This window comes from Streptomyces parvus (genome assembly GCF_014648875.1).
Classification (GTDB): Bacteria; Actinomycetota; Actinomycetes; order Streptomycetales; family Streptomycetaceae; genus Streptomyces; species Streptomyces parvus.
In genome coordinates this window covers 38,087-51,607 of sequence record NZ_BMRY01000014.1, presented here as the reverse complement: position 1 = coordinate 51,607, position 13,521 = coordinate 38,087, and the positions used below count along the sequence as shown (strand labels likewise).

Sequence of the window (13,521 nt, the reverse complement as noted above, 5' to 3'; positions counted from 1 at the left end):
GACCACTGGGGAACAGGTGCGGGCCGGTTATGAGCCACGAGGTTGACGGAGGGCCGTTTCACGGGATGCCGCACGATGTTTCGCGAGCGTGACGAAGAGGGATCGCGTGTTACGGCCGAATGAATCCGGGGTGGCGCGTCCGGTGCGCTGCCCAGGGTCTTTCGTTCGGGTCAGGCCGGATCAGGGAGCGGGGTCCGGTGCGGGCAGCTGCAAGGCGGAGGAGGGAGTCACTGCGGAGCATTGGCGACCGACGACAACGCCGCAGATGCGCGTGCCGGGCCGCGCGAGCCCGGCCTGACCCGAACGACAGGCCCCAGCATGCAGCGCACGCCGCATACGGTGCGGTTGAAACGCCCGGGGGGCCGCTCCTGGGCCCGGAAAGCACGAAACCGGCCACGGCGACCCTCCGTGTGACCAGGCGATGGGGGAGCCGAGTCGGGGTGTACGGAAGGGGCGCCGCGGCCGGGGCCTCGGGTGCCGGTCAGACCGCTTCGGCGGTCTCCGGCAGCTGCTCGTGGAGCAGCTCGGTCAGCCGGGCGACATCGGCGACATCGCCGAAGTCCCTGGCGGCGGTGTCGACGGTCTTGCGCAGACGGGTGTTGACGCGCTCGGAGCGGACCTTCCTGGCGATCTTCAGGGCCTGGCCGGCGAGCACGGTGGACTGCTCCGGTTCGCGCTGGAGGAGATGGACGGTGGCCATGCCGATGAGGTTGAGCGCGTAGGAGCGCTGGTGCTCGTCGTCCTCGCCGAACAGTTCGACGGCCTTCTCCATGACGGGCTCGGCGAGCGAGGCGTAGGTGGGGCTGCGGCCGGCGACGTAGGCCAGGTCACGGTAGGAGTGGGCGTTCTCGCCGTTCAGCTCGGCCTCGGAGAAGAAGCGGATCCAGTCGGGTTCGGGCTCGCCGTCGAGGCCGGCGTCCAGGAAGGTGTCCTCGGCCATCCGGACGGCCCGTTTGCACTTGCTGGGCTGGCCCATGTTGGCGTAGGCGCGGGCCTCCATCGCATACAGCATGGCCTGGGTCCGGGAGGTGGCGCAGTCGCGGCTGCCGTACTGCGCGAGGTGGATCAGCTCCAGGGCGTCGTCGGGGCGGCCCAGGTGGATCATCTGGCGGCTCATGCTGGAGAGGATGTAGCTGCCGAGCGGTTTGTCGCCGGCCTCCTTGGCGGCGTGCAGGGCGAGCACGAAGTACTTCTGGGCGGTGGGCTGGAGGCCGACGTCGTAGCTCATCCAGCCCGCCAGCTCGGCCAGTTCGGCGGCGCAGCGGAAGAGCCGCTGGGCGGTGGGGCCGGGCTGGGGCTCCTGGAGGAGGTCGGTGACCTCGTGCAGCTGTCCGACGACGGCCTTGCGTCGCAGTCCGCCGCCGCACTGGGCGTCCCACTGCCGGAACATCGCGGTGGTCGACTCCAGCAGGTCCAGCTCGGGCCGGGAGAGTCTGGAGGGGCGGTGGTCGGCGGCCGGGGCCTCCGGTTCACCGGTCCCCTGCACGGGAACGGGCACCAGCCAGCGCTGCATCGGCTCGATGAGCGCGGGCCCCGCGGCCAGCGCCAGCGAGCTGCCGAGGAAGCCGCGCCGGGCGAGCATCAGGTCGCTGCGGGAGAACTCGCTGAGCAGGGCGACCGTCTGCGGGCCGGCCCACGGCAGATCGACGCCGGCCACCGAGGGTGACTGGTGGGCGGTGCGCAGCCCGAGCTGCTCGACGGCGACGACGGCGCCGAAGCGCTCCGAGAACAGCTCGGAGAGGATGCGCGGGATCGGCTCCCGAGGCTGCTCGCCGTCGAGCCAGCGCCGCACCCGGGAGGTGTCGGTGCTGATGTGATGGGCGCCCATCTGCCGGGCCCGCCGGTTGACCTGGCGTGCCAGCTCGCCCTTGGACCAGCCACTGCGCACGAACCACGAGCCCAACTGCTCGTTGGGACGCTTGCCCGCATCCGTGTCGCCTGCGCCGCTGCCACTCACTGGAACGCCCCCATCCCGCTGAAACCTCATCGCGCGAACCATTATCAGAATGCCGTGCATCGGTGCTGTCCGTACGGGAGTTGGATGCCCTCGAACAGGAAATCGGGTTGCCTGGGGCATACCCGCGGGTGCACATACTCCCAGAGTTCGTGTACCGACGGTAATCCTACGATCACCCCTCTCGCGAGGGGGATTGAAGAAACGCCACCATTCGCCACCCCTTCGAATGAACCCGACTGCCGCTGCGCGCGCTTGACTTGAGGAATCAGAACCGAGGGCGAGCGCACGGAAGCACTCGGGGGCGCGTACACCGTGTCGCACTCCGTTTCGCACCACCGCGCACGCCACTCGATCGAGTTGCAGCGACGGAGGGTTACCCGAGCGACGCGGGTCGTAACCACCGGCGAGCCGTACCCGTTGGAGGGGGCATGGGCTTCACGATCGGCGGCATCCGGGAGATGCGATCCGGTGCGCGGCGACGCCACCGCGGCACCGAGGGCACGGCGGTGGCCGAGTACACAGGACTGTGGGGCTGGGCGGTGGCGCCCGGAGCACGGGCCGAGGCCGGCTCCTGCTCGTGCGGCGACCCGGTGTGCCCCTCCCCCGGCGCCCATCCGCTGGGCTTCGCCGGGGAGGTCCCCGCGGGCACCGGCCTGGACCGCGCGGCGGAGACCTGGGCCCGGACGCCCGGGGCCGCGATGCTGCTGCCGGTGGGCCGCTCCTTCGATGTCCTGGACGTCGCGGAGCAGGCTGGACGGCGGGCGCTGGTGCGGATGGAGCGGATGGGGCTGCCGCTGGGCCCGGTCACGGTGACCCCGACCGGACGGGCGCAGTTCTTCGTCGCCCCCGGGGCCGCAGCCGAGCTGCCCGAGCTGCTCTACCGGATGGGCTGGGACGACGCGGGCCTGGATCTGCGCGCCCTGGGGCCGGGGACGCACATCACCGCCCCGCCGTCCGACCTCGGCGGCCTCGGCCCGGTCCGCTGGCTGCGGCCCCCGGTCCTGGACACGGCGGCCGCTCCCCCGCAGGCGCGGCTGCTGCTGGGGACCCTGGCGTACGTCTGCCACCGCTCGTAGCCCGGCCTGAGCGGATACAGAAACGGCAACGGAAAACGGCGGACGGGCGGCGGCTCCCGCGAGGAGCCCGCCGCCCGTCCGCCGTACCGGATACGGAGCGGTTCAGTCGCCGATCAGGGCGTCCACGAAGGCGCCCGGCTCGAACGGAGCGAGGTCGTCCGGACCCTCACCGAGGCCGATCAGCTTCACGGGTACGCCCAGCTCGCGCTGGACCGCGATGACGATGCCGCCCTTGGCGGTGCCGTCGAGCTTGGTGAGGACGATGCCGGTGATGTCCACGACCTCGGCGAACACGCGGGCCTGGACGAGTCCGTTCTGCCCGGTGGTGGCGTCGAGGACGAGGAGCACCTCGTCGAGCGGGCCGTGCTTCTCCACGACGCGCTTGACCTTGCCCAGCTCGTCCATGAGGCCGGTCTTGGTGTGCAGTCGGCCGGCGGTGTCGATGAGGACGACATCCGCGCCCTCGGCGATGCCTTCCTTGACCGCGTCGTAGGCGATCGACGCCGGGTCGCCGCCCTCGGGGCCCCGGACCGTACGTGCTCCGACGCGCTCGCCCCAGGTCTGGAGCTGGTCGGCTGCGGCGGCGCGGAAGGTGTCGGCCGCGCCGAGCACCACGCTGCGGCCGTCGGCGACGAGCACCCGGGCCAGCTTGCCGGTGGTGGTGGTCTTGCCGGTGCCGTTGACGCCGACGACCATGACGACACCGGGGGTCTCCGCGCCGCCCTCGGTCTTGACCTCGCGGTCGAAGTCCGGGCCGAGCAGAGTGATCAGCTCCTCGCGGAGCAGGGTGCGCAGTTCTTCCGGGGTGCGGGTGCCGAGCACACGGACGCGCTCGCGGAGCCGCTCGACCAGTTCCTGGGTGGGGGCGACGCCGACGTCGGCGGTGAGGAGGGTGTCCTCGATCTCCTCCCAGGTGTCCTCGTCGAGGTTGTCCCGGGAGAGCAGGGTGAGGAGTCCCTTGCCGAGCGAGTTCTGCGATCGGGCGAGCCGGGCCCGCAGGCGGACGAGCCGGCCGGCGGTGGGCTCGGGGACCTCCAGCGCGGGAGCCTCGGGGGCCTCGACGACCGGAGCTTCCTCCTCCACGGGCGCGGTGGCGTCCGGGAGGCCGACTTCGTCGATGGTGCGCCGCGCTTCGTCGCGCGGCGTCTCGGCCTCCTCGCCGACCTGAGGTTCGGCGGGAGGAGTGATGGTCGGCGTGGACGGCGGCGGGGGCGGCAGCTGCTTCTTCTTGCGGCTGCCGACCACGAGCCCGCCGACCAGGCCGACAGCGACCAGGGCGATGACTACAGCGAGGATGACGATTTCGACGAGTTCCATAACCCGTCCAGTATCGGCCACGGCCGTCGCGCAGGCGCTGCCCCGGCAGTCCCCCGGCGATCCGACGAGCCCTCTATGCACCTTTTGGCCCCAATGCAGATGTGAGCCCTCTCCACTTCTGACGTTCCGTCAGGTACGGTGCGGCCGCCTGTCCGCCAGAACAGCCGCCCCGCCCGCCCATCCGCCCGCTCCGGCGAAGGGACACCCCTGATGGCCTTCACAGTGGTCCGGTTCAATCTCGTCGAACCCGACGCCACCCCCGTATCGCTCTCGGCCCGCTACCGTGCGGCGCTGGAGATGGCGGCGTACGCGGATGAGCACGGCGTCGACACGGTGCAGACCGAGGAGCACCACGGGGTGGCGAACTCCTGGCTGCCCTCCCCGTTCACCTTCGCCGGAGCGGTCTTCGGCGCCACCCGCCGGATCGCGGTGACCGTCTCGGCGATCATCGGGCCGCTGCACGATCCGCTGCGGCTCGCGGAGGACATCGCCGTGCTGGACCTGCTGAGCGCGGGCCGGCTGGTGACGGTGGCGGGGATCGGATACCGCCCGGAGGAGTACGAACGGGCCGGGGTGGAGTGGGGCCGGCGCGGCAGGCTCCAGGACGAGCTGCTGGAGACGCTGCTGGCGGCGTGGACCGGGGAGCCGTTCCCGTACCGGGGCCGTACGGTACGGGTCACCCCGCGCCCGTACACGCGACCGCACCCGATGCTGCTGGTCGGCGGCAGCTCGCGGGCGGCGGCGCGGCGGGCGGCCCGGCTGGGGCTGCCGCTGTTCCCGAGCGCGCATCTGCCGGAGCTGGACGCGTACTACCGGGAGCAGTGCGCCGAGCACGGGACGGAGGGCTTCTGCATGATGCCCGCGGAACGCACCCCGCTGCTGCATGTCTCCGAGGACCCGGAGCGGACGTGGGCGCTGTACGGCGAGCACCTGCTGCACGAGGCGCGGACGTACGCCTCCTGGCAGTCCAAGGACATCCGCTCGGCGGTGCGCTCGGCGGCGACGACGGTGGCGGAGCTGCGCGAGGAGGGGGTGTACCGGATCGTCACGCCGGACGAGCTGGCGGGACTGGAGGCGGAGAGCCTGGTGCTGCATCCGCTGTGCGGCGGGATGCCGGTGGACGAGGGGTGGCGGAGCCTGCGGCTGTTCTGCGGGGCTCTGCCACGGGAAAGGCCGGCGGCCCCGGCTCAGGGGTGAGGCGGGGCCGCCGGTGAAGAAGGAGAGGGGCAGCGGGGATGAGCCCGTCTCCTCCAGTACGGGGGGAGGGTCAGCCCATCTCCTCCAGCGTTTTGCCCTTGGTCTCCTTCACGAACTTGAGCACGAAGGGGATCGAGAGCACGGCGAAGCAGGCATAGATGATGTACGTCCCCGAGAGGTTCCAGTCGGCCAGGCTCGGGAAGCTGGCGGTGATCGCCCAGTTGGCGATCCACTGCGCGAAGACGGCGACGCCGAGGGCTGCGGCGCGCAGGCGGTTCGGGAACATCTCGCCCAGGAAGACCCAGACGACGACACCCCACGACAGGGCGAAGAAGAGCACGAAGACATGGGCGGCGACCAGCGCCGTGGCGCCCTGGGCGGTGGGGAGCTTGCCGTCGACCAGGTCGGCGGAGAAGGCCCAGGCCTCGACGGCGAGCGCGACCGCCATGCCGACGGAGCCGACGAGGGCGAGCGGCCTGCGGCCCACCCGGTCCACCAGCACCATCGCGATCACCGTGCCGATGATGTTGATGATCGAGGTGGTGAACGAGTAGAAGAACGAGTCGGTCGGGTCGATGCCGACGGACTGCCACAGCGTCGCCGAGTAGTAGAACGCCACGTTGATGCCGACGAGCTGCTGGAACATCGAGAGGCCGATGCCGACCCAGACGATCGGCAGGAAGAAGAAGCGGTTGCCGAGCAGGTCCTTGAAGGAGGACTTGTGCTCGCGGTGCATGGCCGTCTCGATCTCGGTCACGCGCGCGTCGAGATCGATCTTGTCGCCCTCGACCTCTTCGAGGATCTTGCGGGCCTCGGCCTTCTTGCCGACGGAGATGAGGAAGCGCGGGGACTCGGGGATGGCGAAGGAGAGGAGCCCGTACAGGACGGCCGGGACGACCATCACGCCGAGCATCCACTGCCAGGCCTCCAGGCCCAGGATCTCGCCGCGCTGGTCGCCGTCGGCGATCTGGAGGACGGCGTAGTTGACGAGCTGGGAGACGGCGATGCCGATGACGATCGCGGCCTGCTGGAAGGAGCCGAGCCGGCCGCGGTAGGCGGGCGGGGAGACCTCGGCGATGTAGGCCGGGCCGATCACGGAGGCCATGCCGATGGCGAAGCCGCCGATGATGCGCCACATCGCCAGGTCCCAGAGCGCGAACGGCAGCGCGGAGCCGATCGCGCTGGCGGTGAAGAGCACCGAGGCGATCTGCATGCAGCGGATGCGGCCGATCCGGTCCGCGATCCGGCCCGCGGTGGCGGCGCCGATCGCACAGCCGATCAGCGCGATGGCGATGACCTGGGCGAGCGTTCCGGAACCGATGTCGTACCGGTCGCGGATCGCCTCGACGGCGCCGTTGATGACGGAGCTGTCGTAGCCGAAGAGGAAGCCGCCCATCGCCGCGGCCGCGGTGATGAAGATGACGTGGCCGAGGTGCTCCGGGTGGGCCGCCCTCGCCCCGGACTCGGGTCCGTTCGCTGTGCTGCTGGTCACGTGAACTCCTGATGCCTGGCCGGGGGTCAGACGTGGGGTGTGAGCCTTCCCAGTGGCGCACACCATCCCGTTCGCCACCACTTGAAGACCAAATCAACTTCGCAGAGGGTATGCGTTCAAGAAACAAAGTCAAACAGCGGGTCTGGTGCCGTGTACCCCGAGGTGCGCAAAAGGTGCGTTGAACCTCTGATGATTCGGTAAAGAGTCAGCGCAGTCGCTGGCTGATGACCTTCGAGACCCCGTCGCCCTGCATGGACACGCCGTACAGCGCGTCGGCGACCTCCATCGTCCGCTTCTGGTGGGTGATCACGATCAGCTGCGAGCTCTCCTGGAGCTCCTCCATGATCCGGATCAGCCGCTGGAGGTTCGTGTCGTCGAGCGCGGCCTCGACCTCGTCCATCACGTAGAACGGACTGGGCCGGGCCTTGAAGATCGACACCAGCAGCGCCACCGCCGTCAGGGACCGCTCGCCGCCCGACAGCAGGGAGAGCCGCTTCACCTTCTTGCCCGGCGGGCGCGCCTCGACGTCCACGCCGGTGGTGAGCATGTTGTCCGGGTCGGTGAGGATGAGCCGGCCCTCGCCGCCGGGGAAGAGCCGCGAGAAGACGCCCTCGAACTGCCGGGCGGTGTCGTGGTAGGCCTCGGTGAAGACCTGCTCGACCCGCTCGTCGACCTCCTTGATCACCTGGAGCAGATCGGCCCGGGTCTTCTTCAGGTCTTCAAGCTGCTCGGACAGGAACTTGTGCCGTTCCTCCAGCGCCGAGAACTCCTCCAGGGCGAGCGGATTCACCTTCCCGAGTTGCTGGTACGCCCGTTCGGCCGACCGCAGCCGCTTCTCCTGCTCGGGCCGCCGGTACGGCTTCGGCTGGTTGCGCGGGTGCTCCGGGTCCTCCGGCAGCTCCTCGCCCTCGGCGGCGGGCGACGGCGGTACGAGCTGGTCGGGCCCGTACTCGGAGACCAGCCCCGCGGGCTCCACGCCCAGCTCCTCCAGGGCCTTCGTCTCCAACTGCTCGATCCGCAGCCGCTTCTCCGCGCCCAGCACCTCGCCCCGGTGGACCGAGTCGGTGAGCTTGTCCAGCTCGCCCTTCAGCTCCCGGCCCCGGTCGCGCTCGACGGCCAGCTCGCGCTCCCGCTCGCCCTTCGCCGCCTCGGCCGACGTCCTCTCCTCGTCGGCCCGTACGAGGGACACCTCGACGTGCGCCAGCAGCTGACGGGCGCCCGAGGCGACGGCGGAGGCGACCTCCGACTCGTACCGCATCCGGGCCCGGTGCTGTTCGGCGCGGGCGCGGGCCTCCCGTTCGGCCCGGGCGGCCCGGTCCAGCGAATCGGCGCGCCCGGCCAGCGCCTTGACCCGCTCCTCGTGCGTACGGGCCTGGAGCCGGGCCTCCATCTCGGTCTGGCGGGCGTTGGCCCCGTCGGCGGCGAGCCGGTCGCGTACGGAGGTGTCGGGCTCCTCCTCGGCCGGTGTCTCCTCGGCGACCAGCAGCCGTTCGGCCAGCTCCTCGGCCTCCTCGGTGGCCCGCTCCAGGGCTTCCTGGGCGCGGGCGGCGGAGGCGGTCATGCGCTCGGCCTCGCCCGCCGCGCTCCGGGCCGTCCCGGCGAGCCTCCCTAGCTGCTGGGCGAAGCCGGACTTCTCCCGCTCGGCCGCCCGGCGGCGCTCCCCCAGCTCCTCGACGAGCGCGGCCTGCTCCGTGCGCCGATCCGCCGCCAGGCGCTGGGCCTCGGCGAGCTCCTCGCACCGGACGGCCAGTTCGGCCAGCTCGGCGGCGGCCTCGTCGACGGAGGCCTGCACCTCCAGCAGGCTGGGCGCCCCGGCCGACCCGCCGTGCGCGAAGTGGGCGGAGAGCACGTCCCCCTCCCCGGTCACCGCAGTCAGCCCGGGGTGCGCGGCGACCAGCTCCTCGGCGTCCTCCAGCGTCGCGACGACCACCATGTCCGCGACGAGCCGCCGGACGGCCCCGACCAGCGCGGCGGGCCCGCGCACGAGGTCGGCGACGGCGGGCGCGGTGGTGGCCGTGACCGTCCCGGGGCGGGCGGCGCGGCGGGGGGCGGTGTCGGGGCCCGCGGGCACGGAGGCGGGTTCGCCGGGAGCTCCGCCCTGGCCGGGCAGCACGGCCGGCGCGGATTGCGGGGCCTCGCCCCCTGCGGGCACGTGCTCGCCGGACTGCTCCGGTACGTGGTGGGGCCGGGTCTCCGGAGCGCCGTCGGTCGCCCCGCCCAGCAGCATCGCCGCGCGTCCCGCGTCCCGTTCGCGCAGGAGCCGGATCGCGTCGGCCGCCGTGGCCGGGTCCGTGACGGCCACCGCGTCCGCCGCCGTGCCGAGGGCGGCCGCGACCGGGATCTCGTATCCGGGCTCGACGGTCAGCAGTTCGGCGGCGGGGCCGAGGAGTCCGGTCAGCCGGTCGCGGGCGCCGAGCAGCGCCCCCGTGCCGTCCTTGCGGCGGAGCCCCAGGGCCAGCGCCTCGTGCCGGGCCGCGACCGCCGCCCGCCTGCGCTCGGCGGCGGTGGCCTCGTCACGGGCCGTGCTGTGGGCGGCCTGGGCCTCGGCCAGGGCCCGCTTGGCCTGCTCATGGCGGGCGGTCAGCTCCTCGTCGACGCCGTCCAGCCCTTCGACCTCGGCCTTGAGCTGCTCGTACTCCTCCTGCGCGGTGACCGCGCGCTCCTGGGCCTCGTCGCGGGAGGCCGCCAGCCGGTCGATCTCGGCCTGGGCCGAACCGGCCCGGCTGCGTGCCGCGTTGACCTGGCCGTTCAGCCGGGCGAGTCCTTCGCGCCGATCGGCGATGGCGCGGGCCGCGTCCTTGAGTCGGCGCTCCTCGGCGGCCAGCTCGCGTTCCAGGTCGGCGCGGTGGGCGACGGTGTCCTCCAGCGCGTGTTCGGCCGCCTCCAGGGCGGCCGTCAGCTCCGCCTCCTGCTCGCGGATCCGGGCCGCCTCGCGCTCCAGGTCCTCGGGGTCGCGGCCGCGGCGCTCCTCGGCGGGCGCCTGGGAGGCGCTGCGGACCCGGGCGTCGGCCAGCGAGATCGTGCCGCGGACCCGCTCGGCGAGCTGCGACAGCTCGTACCAGGTCTGCTGGGCGCGCTGGAGCCGGGGCGCGAGCCGGCGTACCTCTCCCTCCAGCTCGGCCTCGCGGGCGAGCGCCGTCCTCAGCTCGGCCTCGGCCGCGTCCTTGCGCTTCTTCAGCTCCGCCTCGTCGGCGATCTCGTCGCGCAGCGCGTCCCGCAGGGTCACCAGGTCGTCGGCGAGGAGCCGGAGCCGGGCGTCGCGCAGATCGGCCTGGATGACGGCGGCCCGGCGGGCGACGGCGGCCTGCCGGCCGAGCGGCTTGAGCTGACGGCGCAGTTCGTCGGTGAGGTCCTGGACCCGGGCCAGGTTGGCGCCCATCGCGTCCAGCTTCCGCAGCGCCTTCTCCTTCCGCTTGCGGTGCTTGAGCACGCCCGCGGCCTCCTCGATGAAGGCCCGGCGGCCCATCGGGTCGGCGTGCAGGACGGAGTCCAACTGGCCCTGCCCGACGATGACGTGCATCTCCCGCCCGATACCGGAGTCGGAGAGGAGTTCCTGGATGTCGAGCAGCCGGCAGGTGTCGCCGTTGATCTGGTATTCGCTGCCGCCATTGCGGAACATGATCCGAGTGATCGTCACTTCGGCGTACTCGATGGGCAATGCGCCGTCGGAATTGTCGATCGTCAGCGAGACTTCCGCGCGGCCGAGCGGCGGCCGTCCGGTCGTCCCGGCGAAGATCACGTCTTCCATCTTGCCGCCGCGCAGGGATTTGGCCCCCTGTTCCCCCATGACCCAGGAGAGCGCGTCCACCACATTGGATTTGCCGGATCCATTGGGTCCGACGACGCAGGTGATCCCCGGTTCGAACCGCAGGGTGGTGGCGGACGCGAACGATTTGAAACCACGCAGGGTCAGGGCCTTGAGGTGCACGCCGCCGGACTCTACCTTTCGCTCTCGGTTTCGCTGATGAAGGTGCAGGGCACATCAGACGTTAAGCGAAGGGGGGCAGGGGCGGGGGTGGCCGTCGGGCAAAGAAAAAGGGACGCCGAAGCGTCCCTGTGAATCTTGTGGGCGTCGCTGTGCTGCCGGCGTCGCCGTTCATCCAGCTGTGGCCCGCGCGGTGCATCGTCGTACTACCGGACATTGGCATCCCCGGCGGTGCGGGGACCCGGTGTTCGGGGACGGCGATCCGTGACGCAGGACGGATCAATGAGATTCCGAGGCTACTGAGCGTGCCCGGCCCGACCGGCCCGAAGGGGCCGTCACGGTCAGGTCAGTGCAGGCTCGCCCTGGGGTACGTCGATGTCGATGCTGTCGAGCAGCGACTCCTGGTGCTGGGCGGCGGCGTTGAGCGCGTCGTTCTCGTCCTGGATCCGGGTGAGCTCGGATTCCAGGTCCTGGACGCGCTGCTGGAGCCGTCGCATCTCGGCGAGGAGTCGCGGGTCGGAACCGCCGACGTAACCGAGAAGCGCCTTTGCCATGATGGATGGTCCTCCACAATGAGTGACCGACCGATGCGGTGTGGGTCGTCAGGGGATCGCACCCGCGGTGCTCGGCAGGGCTCTGTCACCACTGCGGTTCTGCTGCTAATCAGCTCTACCGAACAGCTAAGGTGCGCGGGGTTTTCAGCGTCTCACCAAAAAGTTTGACGGTCAACACGATCACACCCTGTGTACCCGGGTGTCCCGGGGGCGCGCGGCTGGACGATCATGCGGCGCGACTCTCCTGCGGGACCCCGAGGGGTGCGCGGATCTTCGTCAATGCCGCAGCCTTGCACGACATTCCGCATCTGGCAACCATCGGTCGCCGCCGGGTCCCGCCGCAGGTCATTTCGGGTGCGAGGGCCGAGCGGGGGCCGGGCGGGCGTTCCGGTGACCGTTCGGCACACGGCGTTCACGGAGCGGATCGGAAGGGGCCGCTCCGGGCGGGATCAGCGGATGGCGAATCCCTCGTATCCACCGCGCGGCGTGTCCCAGATCTCAGTGACCCCGTCCACGCGCCCGGGTGTGTCGTCGGACCGCAGCCACTCCAGGAGACGGTGGCAATTCTCACGCCGCCCTTCGGCCACGATCTGCACTCTGCCGTCGTCGAGATTGAGGGCGAACCCGATGAGCCCGCCGATCTCCAAAGCGTTTGCCCTGGTGAACCAGCGGAAGCCTACTTGCTGTACTCGGCCGCGTACCCAGACGACGAGGCGTGCTTCTTCGTTCATGCCCGAACGCTAACCGGCCAATTGCTCAAGAAGCACGCCGCCCCCTTTCGCCCATGGGCTACAGTCCCGTCGCAACAGCCTCACTCGATCGGGTGAGTATCGGACGGTCGTCGACGGAAAGTCGATCAAGCACCATTCGCTCCCCGCCCGATCGCATTTCGATCATCGGGGCCGTTCAGCATCAGCAAACGGGGCAATCGCGTGACGTCGCAGGCGGCGTCCGGAGAATCAGGAAGGCACAGCGCATGGGACGCCACCGACGATCCGCCGCAGGCCCCGCCGCTGAGCAGCCCGCGGCCAAGACCGCTTCCCGGGGCCGGGGCACGCGCCGGAAGAAGTCCGCCGTGCCGATCCGGACCGGCCTCCTCGGCGTCTCGGCGGCCGTGGCCGTCGGAGCGGTGGCCGTCGCCTCGGGTCTGATCCCCGGCGGCGACACGTACACCACCGGCTCCCCCACCGCCGCCGACCAGGTGCGCACCGGCGGAGCCCCGGACCTGCTGACGCAGGGCGGCAGTTCCACCGCGCCGGCCGACCGGTCCTCCTCCCCCACCAGCCGGGGCAGCGAGCGCCCGGAGGCGCCGAGCACGTCGCCGTCGAAGACGCCGTCCGGGACCCCGTCGAAGAAGCCCTCGCCCTCGGAGACCTCGAAGGCGCCGTCGAAGTCGGCCGCGCCCTCCACGTCGAAGAAGCCGGACGCCGCCCCGTCGAAAAAGTCGAAGGCCCCCACCTCGGCCCCGGAGAAGAGCTCCGCCCCGGCGAGCAAGGCCCCGGCACCGCCGAAGACCTCCACCGCCCCGCCGCCCAGCAAGAAGCCGAGCCCCTCCCCGACCGACGCCTCCGCACGCAGCGAGGTACTGGCCCTGGTGAACCAGGAGCGCGCGAAGGTCGGCTGCTCCCCGCTGTCCACCAGCGCCCCGCTGACCTCCCTCGCCCAGAACTTCAGCGAGGACATGGCGGCCCGCGGCTTCTTCGACCACACGGACCCGGACGGCGACACCCCCTGGGACCGGGCCGCGCAGGCGGGCGTCCAGGGACTGGCGGCGGAGAACATCGCCCGCGGCCAGGCGGACGCCCAGGCCGTGATGGAGGGCTGGATGAACAGCGAAGGCCACCGGGCGAACATTCTCAACTGCGACTACAAGACCATCGGTATCGGTGTCCACGAGGGCCCCGGCGGCCCGTGGTGGGTCCAGAACTTCGGCTTCTGACCCCGGAATGCACGCTCGCCCCCACGTTCCACGCGCTGCGCGGAGCGTGGGGGCGACTCCGTCT

At 71.4% G+C, this 13,521-nt stretch carries 9 protein-coding genes; 3 read left to right on the top strand and 6 right to left on the bottom strand.

All coding sequences use genetic code 11. From position 1 onward, the window contains the following. Positions 1 to 481 precede the first annotated feature (481 nt). Entirely contained in the window at positions 482 to 1,957 is a 1,476-nt protein-coding gene (nsdA, locus tag IE140_RS31665) for a transcriptional repressor NsdA (protein ID WP_093442728.1), read from the bottom strand. Between the two features lie 428 nt (positions 1,958 to 2,385). Here nsdA and IE140_RS31660 point away from each other — a divergent pair, with 428 nt between their 5' ends. Next, entirely contained in the window at positions 2,386 to 3,033 is a 648-nt protein-coding gene (locus IE140_RS31660; protein ID WP_093442730.1) for a bifunctional DNA primase/polymerase, read from the top strand. Positions 3,034 to 3,135: 102 nt separating this feature from the next. On the opposite strand, the gene ftsY is transcribed toward IE140_RS31660, so the two are convergent. Continuing rightward, positions 3,136 to 4,350 carry a signal recognition particle-docking protein FtsY gene (gene ftsY / locus IE140_RS31655; RefSeq protein WP_150197584.1) on the bottom strand — a complete coding sequence of 405 codons (1,215 nt, stop codon included), beginning with the start codon at positions 4,348 to 4,350 and terminating at the stop codon, positions 3,136 to 3,138. Positions 4,351 to 4,560: 210 nt separating this feature from the next. On the opposite strand from ftsY, the gene IE140_RS31650 reads away from it, so the two are divergent. Continuing rightward, a complete protein-coding gene (locus IE140_RS31650) occupies positions 4,561 to 5,547 on the top strand; it encodes an LLM class flavin-dependent oxidoreductase (RefSeq protein ID WP_093442732.1) in 987 nt (328 codons plus the stop codon). A 70-nt stretch (positions 5,548 to 5,617) separates the two neighbouring features. Here IE140_RS31650 and IE140_RS31645 read toward each other — a convergent pair whose 3' ends face one another. The 4 genes from IE140_RS31645 to IE140_RS31630 form a co-directional block, all read right to left on the bottom strand. Further along, the gene (locus tag IE140_RS31645; RefSeq protein ID WP_032770127.1) at positions 5,618 to 7,039 is read right to left on the bottom strand and encodes a sugar porter family MFS transporter; all 1,422 of its coding nucleotides are present in this window, start codon (positions 7,037 to 7,039) and stop codon (positions 5,618 to 5,620) included. A gap of 205 nt (positions 7,040 to 7,244) precedes the next feature. Continuing rightward, a complete protein-coding gene (locus IE140_RS31640; protein ID WP_189460913.1) occupies positions 7,245 to 10,967 on the bottom strand; it encodes an SMC hinge domain-related protein in 3,723 nt (1,240 codons plus the stop codon). Positions 10,968 to 11,305: 338 nt separating this feature from the next. Further along, positions 11,306 to 11,518, bottom strand: a complete 213-nt coding sequence (locus tag IE140_RS31635; RefSeq protein ID WP_006127885.1) for a hypothetical protein — start codon at positions 11,516 to 11,518, stop codon at positions 11,306 to 11,308. A 449-nt stretch (positions 11,519 to 11,967) separates the two neighbouring features. Beyond that, positions 11,968 to 12,249 carry an acylphosphatase gene (locus tag IE140_RS31630; RefSeq protein ID WP_006127884.1) on the bottom strand — a complete coding sequence of 94 codons (282 nt, stop codon included), beginning with the start codon at positions 12,247 to 12,249 and terminating at the stop codon, positions 11,968 to 11,970. 245 nt (positions 12,250 to 12,494) lie between these two features. Between IE140_RS31630 and IE140_RS31625 the strand changes: the two genes are divergently transcribed. After that, positions 12,495 to 13,457 carry a CAP domain-containing protein gene (locus tag IE140_RS31625; RefSeq protein ID WP_150197689.1) on the top strand — a complete coding sequence of 321 codons (963 nt, stop codon included), beginning with the start codon at positions 12,495 to 12,497 and terminating at the stop codon, positions 13,455 to 13,457. Positions 13,458 to 13,521 lie beyond the last annotated feature (64 nt).

Excerpts from the sequence above, each read along its gene's own strand:
- IE140_RS31660 (WP_093442730.1), top strand. The coding sequence starts at position 2,386 with ATGGGCTTCACGATCGGCGGCATCCGGGAGATGCGATCCGGTGCGCGG.
- ftsY (WP_150197584.1), bottom strand. The coding sequence starts at position 4,350 with ATGGAACTCGTCGAAATCGTCATCCTCGCTGTAGTCATCGCCCTGGTC.
- IE140_RS31650 (WP_093442732.1), top strand. The coding sequence starts at position 4,561 with ATGGCCTTCACAGTGGTCCGGTTCAATCTCGTCGAACCCGACGCCACC.
- IE140_RS31635 (WP_006127885.1), bottom strand. The coding sequence starts at position 11,518 with ATGGCAAAGGCGCTTCTCGGTTACGTCGGCGGTTCCGACCCGCGACTC.
- IE140_RS31630 (WP_006127884.1), bottom strand. The coding sequence starts at position 12,249 with ATGAACGAAGAAGCACGCCTCGTCGTCTGGGTACGCGGCCGAGTACAG.
- IE140_RS31625 (WP_150197689.1), top strand. The coding sequence starts at position 12,495 with ATGGGACGCCACCGACGATCCGCCGCAGGCCCCGCCGCTGAGCAGCCC.